At 69.2% G+C, this 15,218-nt stretch carries 15 protein-coding genes; 3 read left to right on the forward strand and 12 right to left on the reverse strand.

The genetic code is table 11. The features are described from left to right. Window positions 1-3: 3 nt before the first annotated feature. The 6 genes from HUW46_RS00840 to HUW46_RS00865 are packed head-to-tail and all read right to left on the reverse strand — an operon-like array spanning window position 4 to window position 5,447. Window positions 4-1,104 carry an acyl-CoA dehydrogenase family protein gene (locus tag HUW46_RS00840; protein WP_215545426.1) on the reverse strand — a complete coding sequence of 367 codons (1,101 nt, stop codon included), beginning with the start codon at window positions 1,102-1,104 and terminating at the stop codon, window positions 4-6. Next, window positions 1,094-1,795 (reverse strand): dihydrodipicolinate reductase C-terminal domain-containing protein, encoded by a 702-nt coding sequence (locus HUW46_RS00845; protein ID WP_215545427.1) that lies wholly within the window; start codon window positions 1,793-1,795, stop codon window positions 1,094-1,096. The genes HUW46_RS00840 and HUW46_RS00845 overlap by 11 nt, the downstream gene beginning before the upstream one ends. Beyond that, a complete protein-coding gene (locus tag HUW46_RS00850; protein ID WP_215545428.1) occupies window positions 1,788-2,048 on the reverse strand; it encodes a hypothetical protein in 261 nt (86 codons plus the stop codon). Before HUW46_RS00850 ends, HUW46_RS00845 begins: the two co-directional genes overlap by 8 nt. Window positions 2,049-2,057: 9 nt before the next feature. Next, on the reverse strand, window positions 2,058-3,476 hold the full coding sequence (locus HUW46_RS00855; RefSeq protein ID WP_215545429.1) for a class I adenylate-forming enzyme family protein: 1,419 nt from the start codon (window positions 3,474-3,476) through the stop codon (window positions 2,058-2,060). Then, complete coding sequence (locus tag HUW46_RS00860) at window positions 3,473-4,663, reverse strand: nitroreductase family protein (protein WP_215545430.1); 1,191 nt, start codon at window positions 4,661-4,663, stop codon at window positions 3,473-3,475. The genes HUW46_RS00855 and HUW46_RS00860 overlap by 4 nt, the downstream gene beginning before the upstream one ends. Before the next feature lie 43 nt (window positions 4,664-4,706). Further along, window positions 4,707-5,447: a class II aldolase/adducin family protein gene (locus HUW46_RS00865; protein WP_215545431.1), complete on the reverse strand. Its 741-nt coding sequence runs from the start codon at window positions 5,445-5,447 to the stop codon at window positions 4,707-4,709. A 366-nt stretch (window positions 5,448-5,813) separates the two neighbouring features. Between HUW46_RS00865 and HUW46_RS00870 the strand changes: the two genes are divergently transcribed. Further along, entirely contained in the window at window positions 5,814-6,566 is a 753-nt protein-coding gene (locus HUW46_RS00870; protein ID WP_215545432.1) for a hypothetical protein, read from the forward strand. Between the two features lie 819 nt (window positions 6,567-7,385). Here the strand turns inward: HUW46_RS00870 and HUW46_RS00880 are convergent. Next, window positions 7,386-8,402 carry an Lrp/AsnC family transcriptional regulator gene (locus HUW46_RS00880; RefSeq protein ID WP_215545434.1) on the reverse strand — a complete coding sequence of 339 codons (1,017 nt, stop codon included), beginning with the start codon at window positions 8,400-8,402 and terminating at the stop codon, window positions 7,386-7,388. 68 nt (window positions 8,403-8,470) lie between these two features. On the opposite strand from HUW46_RS00880, the gene HUW46_RS00885 reads away from it, so the two are divergent. Both HUW46_RS00885 and HUW46_RS00890 read left to right on the forward strand, forming a co-directional pair. After that, entirely contained in the window at window positions 8,471-9,988 is a 1,518-nt protein-coding gene (locus HUW46_RS00885; RefSeq protein WP_215545435.1) for an MFS transporter, read from the forward strand. A 201-nt stretch (window positions 9,989-10,189) separates the two neighbouring features. Further along, window positions 10,190-10,921 (forward strand): DUF3644 domain-containing protein, encoded by a 732-nt coding sequence (locus tag HUW46_RS00890; protein ID WP_331477323.1) that lies wholly within the window; start codon window positions 10,190-10,192, stop codon window positions 10,919-10,921. A 222-nt stretch (window positions 10,922-11,143) separates the two neighbouring features. On the opposite strand, the gene HUW46_RS00895 is transcribed toward HUW46_RS00890, so the two are convergent. The 5 genes from HUW46_RS00895 to HUW46_RS00915 all read right to left on the reverse strand — a co-directional run bounded on the left by HUW46_RS00895 (window position 11,144) and on the right by HUW46_RS00915 (window position 15,075). Next, complete coding sequence (locus HUW46_RS00895) at window positions 11,144-11,470, reverse strand: hypothetical protein (protein WP_215545437.1); 327 nt, start codon at window positions 11,468-11,470, stop codon at window positions 11,144-11,146. A gap of 9 nt (window positions 11,471-11,479) precedes the next feature. Further along, entirely contained in the window at window positions 11,480-13,537 is a 2,058-nt protein-coding gene (locus HUW46_RS00900) for a heavy metal translocating P-type ATPase (RefSeq protein WP_215545438.1), read from the reverse strand. Beyond that, window positions 13,534-13,884 carry an ArsR/SmtB family transcription factor gene (locus HUW46_RS00905; protein ID WP_215545439.1) on the reverse strand — a complete coding sequence of 117 codons (351 nt, stop codon included), beginning with the start codon at window positions 13,882-13,884 and terminating at the stop codon, window positions 13,534-13,536. The genes HUW46_RS00900 and HUW46_RS00905 overlap by 4 nt, the downstream gene beginning before the upstream one ends. Window positions 13,885-13,940: 56 nt before the next feature. Then, entirely contained in the window at window positions 13,941-14,456 is a 516-nt protein-coding gene (locus tag HUW46_RS00910; RefSeq protein ID WP_215545440.1) for a hypothetical protein, read from the reverse strand. A 100-nt stretch (window positions 14,457-14,556) separates the two neighbouring features. Continuing rightward, complete coding sequence (locus tag HUW46_RS00915; protein ID WP_215545441.1) at window positions 14,557-15,075, reverse strand: phosphorylase family protein; 519 nt, start codon at window positions 15,073-15,075, stop codon at window positions 14,557-14,559. Window positions 15,076-15,218: the final 143 nt, after the last annotated feature.

The raw sequence follows: 15,218 nt of genomic DNA on the forward strand, positions 1-15,218 counted from the left end.
GGATCACAGCCGGGACGCGATCGCGGCACGCTGGATCTGGTTGGTTCCCTCGATGATTTGGAACAGCTTCGCCTCGCGCATCCACCGCTCCACCGGCTCGGCCCCGGTGTACCCGCGGGCGCCCAGTACCTGGACCGCGTTCGCCGTGACCTTCATCGCCGTGTCCGTCGCGAGCACTTTCGCTTGCGCGGCAAGCAGTTCGCTCCGGCCGCCGCCCACATCGACCTCGCGGCACGCGTGGTGCAGCAACTGCCGGGACGCCTCGATCTCGATCGAGGCGTCCGCCAGCAGGAACCCGACGCCCTGGAAGGTGATGACCGGCGCGCCGAACTGCTCCCGGGTCCTGGCGTGCGTGACGGCACGGGTCAGCGCGGCTTCGGCGAGCCCGATCGCGCAGGCGGCGATCCCCAGCCTGCCCTGGACGAAAAAACTCTGCGCGGCCACCATGCCGCGGTTGACCCGGCCCACCACGCGCCCGGCGGGCACCCTGACGTCGTGGAACGCGATCTGCGCGGTCGGCAGCGCCCGCACTCCCATCTTGTCCTCGGCCCGCCGCACTTCGACACCCGGTGACGCGGTGTCGACCAGGAAGCAGGTGATGCCGCCGAGACCACCACCGCCGGTTCGGGCGTAGACGTTGAGCAGCCCCGCTACCCCAGCGTGCCCGACCCATGCCTTCACCCCGTTGAGCCGGTAGCCGTCGCCATCCGGTTCGGCGGTGGTCGCGATCAGCGCCAGATCCGATCCCGCCCCCGGCTCGGACAGGCAGTTGCCCGCGATCACCCGCCCCTGCCGCAGCCGCGCGAGGAACTCCTCGCGCAGTTCCGGGGAGCCGTGCCTGGCCAGCGCGCAGGTCGCCAGCGCCTGCAGGTGCACCGATTCGGCGGGCGCGACCCAGGCGGTGGCCACGCGCTCCACCGCTCGGCAGAACAGTTCGGTCCGATGTGGACGTTCGGTGACCAAAGCGGGCAGGCCCAGCTCGCACAGCCGTCGCACGAGTTCGAGGGGGTAGGTCTCGCCCCGCTCGTGCTCGGCGGCGAGTTCGGGGGTGATCCCGGCGGCCACGATCTCGTCGACCCGGCCGAGCAGCTCGTCAGGTTCCATCGCCGTACATCCGCGAGTAGACGTCGAAGACCGGGTACAGACCAGGCGCCAGACCACGGGCATACCGGGCGACGTCGACCAGCCCGGTGGCCGCCGCGCGCAGATCGCTTACGGAATGCGTGATGGACAACGACATTCCCGGCAGATCGAAGGTGACGGCGTGATCGCTGACCGGCTGGCCGCTGCGCTGGGCGGTGGTGCCGCCGCACAACTCGGGCGGGGCGGCCGACGCCCACGCCGCGGCCAGCGACTTCGCGGACGCGCTCGGACTGTCCTTTTTGGTCACCGGATGGCGTTCGTGCACCGACATCCTCGGCCGTTTCCCCGCCGAGGCGACCATGGTGGCGATGGTGCGCACCAGCCGGGTCTGCATCCAGTGGCCGACCGACAGGTTGTCGGCCAGTACGACGACCTGGTCGCGGCCGAGTTCGGCCAGCGACCGCCGTGCGTCATCGGACACCGTGGACACGCAGTACACCAGCGCGGCGCCGGCGTTCCGGCAGTGCTCGACGGTGTCCGGAAGCGCATCGGGGACGCTCGTGTCGGCGAGCACGGACACGCGCGCGGACTCGCGCCAGCCCGCCCGTGACGCGGTGAGCCCGATGTGGACGCCCTGCCGCTCGCACTCGGCGCGGACTGCCGTGCCGAAGCGGCCGGTCGCACCGACGACACCGAGCACGAACTCAGGCAACGTTCTGCTCCCGCAGGAACCCGACGATGGTACTGACCCTGCCGAGGAACTGCGTGTCCGCTTCGACGTCGATGTACACCCCGTAGGTGGTCTCCAGCGAGTCGATGAGCTGGAGGAACGACAACGAGGAGAAGCCCTTCTCCAGCAGGTTCGCCGATTCGTCCCACACCTGCTCGCCGGTCACCACCCCACCGGACGACTCCACGATCAAGTCCGCGACCTGGTCGGACAGCTCCGAATCCGTGTACGTCACACCTGTCCCCTAGTCGTCGGTTCGTTGTGCCAGCAGTCGCGCCACCTCGGCGCGTTGCGTCTTCCCGGCGCCGTTCCGCGGGATCTCCGGTACCTGGACGATCCGTTCGGGCACTTTGAACGGCGCGGCCCGGTCGAGGCAGTACCGGCGTAGCGCCACCACGTCGATCGCACCGCGCGCCACGACGATCGCGCCGAGGTACGGCCGTCCGGTTCCCGCGGCGACCATGGTGGCGGAGCACGCGTCGATCTCCGGGTGTCCTCCGAGCAGGTCTTCGACCTCGGCCGCGGTGAACTTCTTGCCGCCGACACTGAACGAGTCGTCCACCCGCTCGCCCAGCACGAGTTCACCGCGGCCGGTCAGGCTGCCCTGGTCGCTGGACCGATAGTGGCCCGATTCGGTGATCCGGTCCTCCAGCGCGCCCGGGTAGTTGAGGTACCGGCTGCCCATGGAAGGGCTCTTCGCCAGCAGCGTGCCGTTCTCGAACCGGAGCGACACGCCCGGAAGCGGGTAGCCCTGACCGCCGCCGGGCACCGGGTCGGGGTTGAAGGTGAGCGGCCCGGTTTCGGCGATCCCGTAGTAGTCGGCGATCCGGATGCCGTGCCGTGCGAGCGCAGCGCTCGTGTCCGGCGCCAGGCGCGCCGCGGATGACAGCGCCAGCCGCGGCCGGTGACCGCGGATTCCGGCACCACCCGAACCGGCCAGCGAGTCGTAGGCGGCGGGGAACGCGACGAGCACCGTCGGGTCCACGGCCGTGAGGTGGCGCCTGATGTTGCCCGCGGTCGGCAGCCCGGCGGGCAGGTGGATGCTCGCGCCGGCGAGGAGTCCGGGGATCAGCGCGGCGTTGAACCCGAGTCCGTTGTACAGTCCGGCGAAGCACAGTATCCGGTCCTCTTCGGACATTCCGCTGGCCACGCGCCAGCCCTCGGCCGCGCCGAGGACGGCCGCGCCGGAGAACTCGATGCACCCCGGCGTCCTGGTGGAACCGGACGTGAGGCGGCACAGTTCGGTGTCCGGCAGCAGATCCGGCCGCGCACCGGCCCGGCCAGTCGGACTCAGCCGGGTTCCGGCGTGCGCTACCGTCCCGCCGACCGGTGGCAGCTTGGGCACCTCGTCGTGCAGCACCGCGTCGATACCGCAGTCCGCGAAGAGCTTGGCCAGTTCACTCGTCCCCAGCGAAGGGTCCATCAGGAACGGGACGTGGCCACCGCCGAGCACCGCGAGCAGATCGGACACGTACCCCGGCGAATTCCGCCGGATGACCGCCACCCGCGCGGCGGGCGCCACGACCTCGTCGAGCCTCGCCCGCTTCGCGTCCGCGCGGGTGAGCAGGTCGGGACCGTGGACGCGCTCCGCGAGCGAGCCGACCACGGCCTCCTGGTGGGCGGCGAGGCTTGTCGCCAGCGCGTGGAAGAGTTTCCCGGTCATCGGCTGTGGTTCCCGCCCGTGCTGGCCACGTCCCATTTTTCGCTGGCGGTCTCGTAACCGAACGCCAGGAGGAACAGCACTTCGTCAGTGGTGCCGCAGAGCTCGGCCCACCGTCCCGGATCGAATCCGCCGACACCCGTGACGGCCAAACCCTCGCGTGCCGCGACCAGGTAGCCCAGTTCCCCCGCGATGCCCGCGCCGATGAGCGTGCGTTGCGCCGCTTCGGACAACGCGGCCGGGCCGGTGTCAGCGATCGCGCCGTGGATCGCCAGGAACGTGCTCGCCTCGACCAGGTTCTGCTGGCCGAGCAGCGCCTCGGCCAGCCAGGCCCGGTCCGGCGGTTCGGCTCCAACTCCCGGATGCCGCGAGAACACCGTGATGCCTGGCACGGGCACGTCGAACGCCGGAATGTGGCGCTCGCAGAGCCGCTGGATCTCGGCGACGGCGCCGGTCAGACCGTCCTGATCCGCCTTCGTGCCGAGCGCGATGGCCGATCTGCGCGCGCCGAGCCCGGGGGCCAGCGATCCGGCGCCCGGCAGCGCGGGCACCTGGACGGGGGCCGGTGGCGGCGGGACCAGCTCGGCGATCATGCACTCCAGATCGGTCACCGGAATGTCCACTATGGACTGTTCATGGACCACCCAGCCCGGTTGGGCAGACCTCGGTGTGTCGGCGAGGACGGTGCCGAAGCCGAGCAGCACCCCCGTGTGACCGAGTGCGTATTCCCGCGCGGCGGCAAGGGAATCCGGCCACGAGGCCCGGTCGCGGCCGACGGAGAGCGCGAGGTTGAGCAGTGCGTGGCCGACGTCGAGCAGGTGGTAGAGGTAACCGCGTCTGCCGTAACGGCGCATCGACAGCCACGGCCTGCCGACGAGGAAGTAGGTGTAGGCGTCCCCGGTCCAGCGGTGCCGCTCGGCGCCGTCGATGACGATCCTGCGCCGCGCCAGGTCGACCACGCCGATCACCGGCTCCCCGGCGGGCGCCAGCAGGATCTCGTACGGGTAGCACGCGCCCGCGGACGGCGCGGCGCGTTTGCCCGATCCCGGCCGGGCACCGACCGCGAACTCGATCTGTGCGATCACGCGCTCCAGCGCTTCGGGCACGGCGGAGAAGCTGCTGGTGGCCGGAAGGTACGGGTGGCTCACGTCGGCCCAGCTGATCGCACCGGTCGTGTCCGTCCTTGGCATCGGGAAGCGGCTCCACGGGTGTGGGCGGTCGGACATCCCCGCGCTACCAGGTCTTCGACTCGGGAAAGGTCCGGAGCACCCGGCGGCGAGCGTGTTCCCAGTAGGCGCGGATCGACAGGTCCGCGAAGACGAACTCGCGCTTCGCCTCGACGTCCAGCTCGGACGAGGTGGCGAAGTCGCGTCCGGTCGCCAGCGCTGTCAGCTGGAGCCGGCACGCCCGTTCGAGCATGAGCGCGAAGATCACCGCGTGCCGCACGGTCTTGCCGACCACTACGCTGCCGTGGTTCACCAGGAACACCCCGATCCCGGAGCCCAGCGCCGCCGCGATTTCCCCACCGGTCTCGATGTCGAGGACGGTGTTGCTGGTCAGCGTGAACCGGTCGACCTCACCGCGCAGCAGGGCGCCCTCGTGGCTGAGCGGCACCAGTTCCTCGGCCAGTGCCCCGAACACCAGCGCGTCCGGCGCGTGCGAGTGCACGACGCAGTTGACGTCCGGGCGCGCCTGGTAAATCGCTTGGTGCAGCGGGACTTCCGGTGGTGCGAGGCGGTCCGGCGTGGCCGCCGGGTCGATCTCGGCGGGGACGAACTCCCGTGGCGTCACCTCGTCGAAGCCGGTCAGCGCACCCTTGATCAGGAACTCGACCGATCCCGGCCTGCGGCAGGAGATCTGCCCCTGGTTGTAGTCGTCGTGACCACCCAGCGACAGCATCCGCGCGCCGGTCGCGGCCTGGACCGCCAGCGGGTCCACCGCCTGAGCGGTCGTCTCCTCGGTTTTTCGCAGCACGAAGCAAACCCCCAGTACGAGCATAGGAACGCGCCCAGCTCGAATCCCAGATCGGACCACAGTCGTATGGCCGATGACCAAAAAACCCACAGGAACGGGAAAACGCCCAAATCGTTCTTGCGGATCGCTATCACGGATCGTACTCACGCGCCCCCAGGCACTGGCCCGTACGTTACCGGACAGAGCGACCCGTACGCAAGAAGTGACCACAATGGACAGTCCGCACCGGAACCCTTTGACCTCTGCGCTGGCGCCCTGTTACGCTCCGCCGCCAGATATCAGCCGACTGTTTTCGGGCGAGATCCCCACCGAGCAAGGATGCCGAGGCTTGCCGTGCGGAAAGAAGATTCCTGGCGCGAACTACGCGTGAGTAGTTCCGGGAAAGCGGTCCTGGTGGTCGACTTCGACTTCACCGGCCGACCCGAAGCCAACTTCGGGCATTTCCTGGAGCTGCTCGAACTTGACCGCGGGATCTGGCAGACCACCCAGCCGCCCGCAGCCGCCCGCGAGCCGGTACCGGCCGAGCGGTACCTCGATTTCTGGTCCCAGCTGCCCGAGGCCGCCACCGGCCGGGTCCAGGCACTGCTGGGGTACTGCGTGGGCGGCGCCTTCCTACCCGCGTTGGCCGACCGCCTCGAGCAGGCCCAGGATGAGCCGATCGACCTCGTCCTGTTCGACCCGGAGCCGGTCACGGTGGCGAGCCTGCACGACGATTTCCGCAAGACCGTCGACCTCATGTCGGCCCTGTCCGCCGACGAGAAGACCGATCTCGTCGCGAACGCGCGGGAAATCTGCGTACCGGAAGCGGAATTCACGTCGGCGGCGCGGAAGGTGAGCGACCTGTACCGGGACGCGGTCGGCACCGCCTTCGCCCGGCTGGGGCTGGATGAGTCGCTGAGCGAGGAGTTCGTCCAGGTCTTCCAGTCGTACGTGTCGTACCTGGCCGCGGCCGCCGAACTCTCCCCGCAGGACGGCTGGGGGCGCGGTGTCGCACTGACGTCGCGGGAGTCGAGCCCCGGCGCGGTCCACGCCGCGGAGGAGCTGAACTTCCTGGTACGACCCGGCGATCTCCTCGGCGACCCGCGCGTCGCCGAGGCCGTTTCCCGGATCCTCCGGTGACCGAGCGGCGGTGCGCCGACCGGCCGCGCTCCGGCGCACGCACCCTCCGCGACCGGTCTAGACCAGCACCCCAGGACGTCGGCGGTACCGCTCCGTGCCGGCCACCACCGTCTTCCCGGCCCGTCGGCTCGCACCGGACGTGCCGGAGCTTCCGACGTCCACATCGGACGATACGGACCGGCCTCGGCTGTCACATGCGGTCAGCTGATCGGCTCCGGAGCGAGTGACACAGATGCGGCATGCTCCAGGGCCGGGATCGTTTCCGGAAATTACAAAGGGGCTGCCTACCTGCGTAGACGACCCCCTCATCCGGTCGAGCTGACAGGATTTGAACCTGCGACCCCTTGACCCCGGCATTAGAGGCCCAAGCACTGTACTCAACAGCATCGTTCCAGCTCACAGAGAAGCATCGCACAACGAGTTTTGATGTCCAGCCAACGGGCGCTACGTAAGCCTCTAGACACCGTTTGGTCAAGCAGCACCAGAACACGCAACCCCCAGTTCTCCCTCGACGACGTTCACGCTTAAATTCGCAATGCGGAGAACCCGCGGTCGATGTAGATCCGGCCGGGCTCGACACCCAGCGCCTGAAGCTGCTCGGTCTGCACGAGCACGTCCTGCTCGTCGGTGGAGCAGCGCGCATACCCGACTCGCGTACGGGGCGCCCGGTCATTGTCTTGCGCAACACCGAACTGGTCTACCGCGGTCGTCGTCCGGACTGTCCACAGTAGCCACAGGCAGGCGGCAGTTGCTCTTGGCCCGCCCGCGGAAACGGCATAGCGTTCAATCCTGCCAGGCCCGGCTTGGTATGGCGTCCGTTCATGAGGTGGGTGTGAGTGCGGTGAGCCGGTCGCCGTTGGAGAGGGAGTCGGCTTGTTTGACTTGGTGGAGTTGCAGGGAGATCTCGGTGGTGTGGACTCCCTGCAGGGCGCCGATGCGGTGATTGATGTAGCGGTACAACTCGTCGTGGGTGCGGACGATGACGACCGCGACGAGGTTTTCGGGCCCGGCGACGGCGGCGACCCAGGCCGTTTCCGGATGTTCGGCCAGGGCGTGTCCGGTGCTGTCCAGTTGGCTCGGGGTGACGTTGAGCCATAGGTAGGCGGTGGTCTGAAAGCCCATGATGCGCGGTGAGAACTCGACCTCGAAGTAGAGTGCGCCGCTGTCGCGGAGTTCGGCGATTCTGGTGACGACCCGGGAGCGGGGCCAGTTCGTGTGGGCGGCGAGGTCGGCGTAGGCGCGGCGGCCGTCTGCGGCGAGGGCGTGCAGCAACACCTCGTCCCCCTTCCGCAGCGGTCCCGGTGTTGTGGTCGCCCTGGCGGGCGCCAAGGCGGCGACCTGGTCACTGTCCAGGAGGTCGGGGTAGCCCGACCAGTAAAGCTGCCCGACGTCGAACCGGTGCAACACCGCGTAGCTGCGGATGGTGAGCACCTGGGCGGTGCGCGGCAGGCGTTCGAGCAGGATCTCGTTGCGTCCGTCCTCGCCTGGCGCACGCACCGTGCAGACGAGTTCGGAACCGCCCGCGGTGAGCCCGACCCAGACGGCTTGCGGGTAGCTGGCGATCGTGTCGGCCAAGGCACGGGCGGAGTTGGGGCGGGCCTGGACCCGGATCAACCATTCGGTGCCGCCCTGCCGGTGCGGATCGAGCCGACCGAGCACGCGCAGGAACCCCGATCCGTGCAACCGCCGGTAACGACGGGCGACGGTTTGCTCGGACACCCCGAGCACGGCGGCGATGCGGCGGAACGCCGCTCGACCGTCAACCTGAAGCGCATGAATCATTTGTCGATCCAGACAGTCCAGAGTGGCGGCATTATCGTCAACAGGGCTGCTCATTGGAGGAACTCTAGCGACCGCGTCGTCTGACTGGCGGGCATCACGCGACGCGGCGCACCGTGGTCGGCATGCGGAAGTGGCTCCCCTTGATCCCGATCTCCCTCGGCACGGTGATGTTCACCGTCGACATCACCATCATTGGCATGGCGATACCGGCGATCTCCGACGGCCTACACGTCTCGTTCTCCGCGCTCCAATGGTCGATCGACGCCTACATCCTGGTGCTCGCGGCGTTGGTGATGGCGGCGGGTTCGGCATCGGACCGGTTCGGCAGGCTGCGGGTCTACCTGACCGGCACTCTCGTCTTCGCGATCGCATCCCTGGGGTGCGGCCTCGCACCGAACGCGGCGGTGCTGATCGCCGGGCGTGCGCTGCAGGGGGTCGGTGCGGCGGCGATGATGGTCACGAACACGGCCCTGCTGGCCGGCACCTATCGGGGTCGTGACCAGGGTGTGGCCTTCGGTGTGTGGACGTCGGTGACCGCCGTGTCCGCGGCCACCGGACCGCTGCTGGGCGGCGTGCTCACCGAGGCGCTGGGCTGGCGGTCGATCTTCCTGGTCAACCTCCCGATGGCACTCGTCGCATTGTGGACGGGACGCCGATGGCTGCCGGAAGGCCGCGACCCGGCTGGCGGCCGGATCGACGTGCCCGGCACCGCCCTGTTCGTCCTCGCCGCCACCTTGGTCACCTTCGCGCTGATCCGCGCCGGCGAAGACGGCTGGGGCAGTCCATCGGTCGTGCCGTGTCTCGCTGCCGCCGCCGGCGCGCTGATCGCGTTCGGCTTGGTCGAACGACACCGACGGCACCCGATGCTGGATCTGGCTCTGCTGCGCAAACCGGCGTTCGTCGCGCTCCTGCTAGGCGCATTGGTCTTCAACGCCGCGTCGGTGGCCGACTTCGTCTACCGGTCGTTGTGGCTGCAGTCCATCGTGCACCTCGACTCGTTCGCGGCCGGGCTCGCACTCACTCCGATGGGGGCTGCCGCACTGGTCACGGCCATGATCACCGGACGGCTCGCCGCCACCGTCGAACCCCGCCTGCCCATCGGGATCGGCCTGCTTCTGATCAGCGCGGGCGGGTTCAGCTACCTGCTGCTGCTCACCCCGGACGCGAGCTGGCCCGCGCTGTTACCCGGGTTGCTGATCACCGGCGCCGGGGTCGGCGTGTGCTCACCCGTACTGGCGTCCGCCGTGCTCGCGACGGTTCCCCCGAGCAGGGCGGGCATGGCCAGCGGCGCGATGAACACCTTGCTGCAACTCGGATTCGCCCTCGGCATGCCCGTGCTCGGCACCGTGCTGACCGCCACGATCCGCCACACCCTGACCGAGACCGGCTTCGCCGACCCCGAACCCGCGGCCCTGGCCATCAGCAACGGACGTTCCCCCCAACTGGTCGCCGCCTTTCCCCCGGGCGACCACGGCCACGTGGAGAGCATGGCACGCGCTGCCTTCACCACCGGCCTAGAACAGATCTTCCTCTGCGACGGGATCGCCGCCCTGGCCGCCGGGACGGTCGTACTAGCCCTGATGCGACGCAAGCGGCACCACAACACCCACTCAACCACCGAGGCAACCTCACCCTCCTGACAAGGCACACCGCCACCAGAGTCGGCGCGGACTTGCCGAACCTGCCGACGGCGATCGCGACGACGTTGCAGGTGGACGTCTCGGCACGTCCGGAAGCTGGCATGCAGTTCGACCGCAATCGCATCACCCAAGGCTCGGTGGCACCGTGGTCTTGTCAGTAGACATCTGACTGCCCCTCCTCACGAACGCCTTTCCGTCCACATCGGACGCAGTGATGACGAAGGCCTCAAGAAGCGGTTCCCCAACGCTGCCGACCCAGTTCGCTTGAACGTGGAGCTATTCATAAACCTGCGCAACAAGATCGAGCACCGATACGAACCCGAGCTGAAGAGTATGACGGGCGGTAAAGCTCAGGCGTTGGTCGTCAACTACGACGCCGAGTTGACTGCGGCGTTCGGGGGCAAGTTCAGCCTAGCGGACAAACTGAGGTTCCCGGTGTTCTTGCACGCGCTCAGACCAGACGGGGCCGAACAGCTCCGAGCGGCCACTGCGAACCTTCCACGCCCGACGCGTGATTTGGTCTCACGGTTCGAGACCGGTATCGAACAGGATTTGCTGGACGACCTGCGGTACGACTTCCGAATTCGACTGGTTCCCATCACTGGACCCAAGACCAGCGCCGATCTGGCCGTCAACTTCGTCAAACTCGACGAACTCTCCGACGAAGAGCGACGGGTCATGGTCGACGCGGGCCGGACAGGAACCGTCATAGTCCGCGACCGGCATGTCGACGTAGTAAGTAAGGACAAGCTATTACCAGGCCGAGTTGCGCAATTAGTCGATTCCGCACTCCCCTTCGAATTTTCGGTCAACGCCCACACCAAAGTCTGGCAACATCTTCGCGTTCGCCCGCCGTGCGGCTCGTTGAAACCGCACGAAACCGATGCGAGATATTGCCTCTACGACGAACCTTTTGGCCTCTACCCAGCATAAGCGCGGATTCGCTTCATGCCTTGCACGCCCAGAGCCCGGCAGTCACTCGGTCGCGAAGCTCCGTTCGACCCCGGTGTCGGGTGAGCGGCGTTCTGGCCGTCGGTTCGGGTCGATCCAGGTTCCGGCCGCCATCGAACTGGACGCGCTCGATGATGGCGATGACGCGGTCGTAGCTGGGCACGGCGCGTTGCCACAGTGTGCGGAACCGTTCGGCGTCCTTGCCTATCGGCTCGCCCCCTCTTGTTCGCGCCGGGCTGCCAGGACGTGACGGAGGGCGGCCAGCGATGGCGCGTTGTCGACGCTGCCGTCGCTGTGGCGGTACAGCCGGCAGGCGATGCCGGGTTCGCGGGCGGGCTCGGCGAACGGGTCGGTGCCGTCGATGAGCAGGGTCGGGGACCCGGTCATGCCCGCCGCGATCGCTTCCTGGTCGTCGCGGACGACTCGCCGGTCGATCCGAAGCCCCGGCCAGGTAGCGCTCAGCCGTACGAGGTGCTCGCTCAGAACCTCGGCACCGGGACAGCCGGGGACGTGCAGCACCTGGACCTTCATGCGGGCTCCTCAGGTGTTGCGCGGCGGCGAGAGCTGCATCGTGATCTGCTGGGCCGCGGGCTCGGTGTTCGGGGCGCAGCAGGCGCAGCCGTCCTCCGTGTCGGCTTCGGTGGCGGGGATTCGTTGCAGGGTAAGGGGTTCCGGGGCGGTGGAGCCTCGTAGTGGGCGGAGTCGTCCGGCGCGGACGCCGTTGCCGATGACGAAGACTTCGGCGAGTTCGTGGATGAACACGACGGTGGCCAGGCCGAGGATGCCGAACGCGGCGAGGGGGACGAGGGTGAGCACGATGGCCGCGGACAGGCCGATGTTCTGCAGCATGATGCCCCTGGCGCGGCGCGCGTGGCGCACGGCTTGGGGCAGGTGCCGCAGGTCGGTGCCCATCAGCGCGACGTCGGCGGTGTCGATGGCGACGTCGCTGCCCATGGCGCCCATCGCGATGCCCACGTCGGCGGTGGCCAGCGCGGGAGCGTCGTTGACGCCGTCGCCGACCATCGCCACCGCGCCCCGCTCGCGGAGCCGTTCGACGAGCGCGGCCTTGTCGGTCGGCCGCAGTTCGGCGTGGACGTCGGCGATCCCGGCCTGGGTGGCCAGCGCGGCGGCGGTGCGGGCGTTGTCGCCGGTGAGCATCGCGACCCCGAGGCCGTCCGCGCGGAGCTCGGTGACGGTCTCGGGCGCTTCGGGGCGCAGTTCGTCGCGGATCCCGATCAGGCCGAGCACCACGTGGTCGTGTTCGATCACCGCGACGGTCGTGCCGGTCTCCTGCAGCCGCGCGACGTCCTCGGCGAGCGGGCCGGGGTCGATCCAGCCGGGTTTGCCGAGCCGTGCCGCGGCGCCGTCCACCGCGCCTTCCAGTCCCGCGCCGGGGACCGTGGTCACTTCGTCCGCGGGGACGGGTTCGGGGGCGGCGGCGAGGATCGCGGCGGCCAGGGGGTGTTCGCTGCGAGCTTCCAGCGCGGCCGCGACCGCCAGCACCCGCTCGGCAGTGAGGTCCGGAGCGGGCACGATCTCGGTCACCGCCGGGGTGTTGCGGGTCAGGGTGCCGGTCTTGTCGAGTGCCACGGTGCGCACCGCGCCGAGGGCTTCCAGCGCCGCACCGCCTTTGACCAGCACGCCGAACCGGCTGGCCGCGCCGACCGCGGCGATCACGGTGACCGGCACGGAGATCGCCATCGCGCACGGTGCGGCGGCCACGAGCACGACCAGTGCCCGTTCGATCCAGGTGACCGGATCGCCCAGCAGCTCACCGATCCCGGCGACGAGCGCGGCGAGCACCAGCACGGCGGGCACCAGCGGGCGGGCGATGCGGTCGGCGAGGCGCTGCCGGTTTCCCTTGCGCTGCTGGGCGTCGGCGACGACGCGCACGACCTTGGCCAGCGAGTTGTCCTCGACGGTCGCGGTCGCTTGGACAGTGAGCACGCCGGTACCGTTGATCGCCCCCGCGAAGACCTCGTCTCCCGGCCCTGCCTCGACCGGCACGGACTCCCCCGTGATCGCCGAGTTGTCCATTGTGGACCGTCCAGTTCGGACGGTACCGTCGCTGGCGAGGCGGTCCCCCGCGCGCACGAGCATGTGGTCGCCGACCCGCAACGCGGTGGGCGCGATGGTGGTTTCCCGCCCGTCACGCAGGACCCGGACCTGGTCGGGCACCAGTGCGAGCAGCGCGCGCAGCCCGCGACGGGTCCGGGAGATCGAGTAGTCCTCCAGCGCTTCGCTGATCGAGAACAGGAACGCCAGCATCGCGGCCTCGGCGAACTGCCCCAGCACCAACGACCCGGCCAGCGCGATCGTCATCAGGGTGCCGACGCCGATGCGTCCGCGCACCAGCGCGGTGAGGGTGCCGGGCACGAAGGTCCAGCCCCCGACCGCGGCCGCCGCCAGCTGCCCGCCGATCCGCCCGGGTTCCCACCCGGCCCAACCGCAGACGAACCCCGCGAGGAGCAACAGCCCGGCGATTCCGGCGAACTGGATCTCCCGGACCTGCCACAACCGTTGCGGCGCCTCCGTTTCCGCGGCCGCGGCGCCCTCGGGGGCGTGACTGTCTTCGGGTCCGCAGCACAGATCGCTCATACCGGATCCGCCTCCGCGGCCAGTGCAAGCAGGTGCTGCCCAGCGCCGGTGAGCCGGTACATCACCAGCTTGCCGTCCCGGCGCGACTCGGCCAGTCCCGCCGAACGCAACTGGCGCAAGTGGTGCGACACCAGCCCCTGCGACGATCCGACGATCCACGCCAGATCGCACACGCACAGCTCGTCACCGGCCAGCAGCGCGTGCGCGATCCGCAGCCGCGTCGGATCACCGAGGGCACGCAACACATCGGCACGCTGCCGCAGAACCGCCTCGCCGGGCAGGGTCGTCCGCAACGCCTCCGCGTGGTCGAGATCAAGGCACAGCAGGTCGCACTGGTCATCGCTCACCCATACAATCTAACGCCCGTTGAGATGTTCGAGCAACAGTGAGTTCGGTGACCTTGTCAGAAGGGCCAGCGGCCGGAGATTCGGAGAGCGAGCCGGGCGTCGAGGCCGCCGACGCGTCCTGCTGGGACGAAGGCGAGCAGTGCGAGGGGGAAGAGGTCTTCGGCGGAGTATTCCCAGAGGTAGGCGCCGGCGTGCCAGAGCATGATCCAGATCGGGCCGATGAGCAGCAGTCCGCCCAGTGCCGCGAGGCGGGTGGCGGTGCCGAGGCCGATCGCGAGTTCGGCGGTGGTAAGGACGATGGCGAAGGTTTCCCAGTTCGGCAGGACGATGTCGCGGTAGAAATCGCCCAGCGGCGCGATCGCGGTCTTGCTGGCGGCGTTGGTCGCGATCCCGCGGGCGGCGTCGGTGGTGATCAGGTTGAAGGAGAAGAAGCCGAGGTCGACGTTGCTGGTGCCGAGCAGTTTCGCCAGTCCGTTGGACAGCCAGACCAGGCCGGTGAAGATCCGCAGTGCGCACGTCGCCCGCGCGAATCCACGAGCCGGGATGGTCGTGCTCGTGGATGACTCCGCCACCGTCTCGTGCTGCTTCGCAAGACATTTGCGGTCGTGACACACCCACGCTAAGCCGGTGCGGGGCTGAGGGCCGGGTTTCGTCAGCCTTTCGTGAGCAGCGCTAGGTGGGAAGGAGTGTGGCCGCGACCGCGCGCACTACCGCGAGTGCACTGTGGACACCGTTGTCGACGCCTTTCTCGAAGTCGTCGCCATCGACGGCCATCGCGTTGGTGACGTGTGCCAGGCACACCACAGTGCGGCCGCGGGCTCGCGCGTAGGCGTAGAGGGCGGCGGCTTCCATTTCTACGCACAGGACCCCGTGCTCGCGGGCGGTGTCGATGGCGGTCGTGGTCTCCCGGTAGGGGGCGCCGGTGAGCTTGTCGGCCACGGTGGGATCGAGGTGGCTCCAGCGCCCGAGTGGCAGGTAGCGCAGGCTGGTTCCCTCGTCGCGCAGGGCGTCGGTGATGAGCACGAAGCACGGCGTGTGCGGCAGGTCGGCGATCTGACCGGCGGAGGTCACGCTGACCACCAGATCGGCACCGGAGGCGGCCAGTTGCTCGGCCACCAGTACCGCGAAGGGCGCGCCGACGGCCATGCCGACGACACCGATCTCCGTGCGGTCGAGGTCGGTGGTCCACATTTCGGTGTGGTAGCAGGCCCATCCCGGGTGCCGCGGCCGGTCGCGGCGAGATGGCGGACGATGTCCCCGTCCGGGTCGAGCACCGCGATCCTCGGCACCGGCACGGTCGGCAGAGCACGTTGCCGGCGCGCCTCCCGCAGCAG

Source organism: Amycolatopsis sp. CA-230715, from assembly GCF_018736145.1.
GTDB lineage: Bacteria > Actinomycetota > Actinomycetes > Mycobacteriales > Pseudonocardiaceae > Amycolatopsis.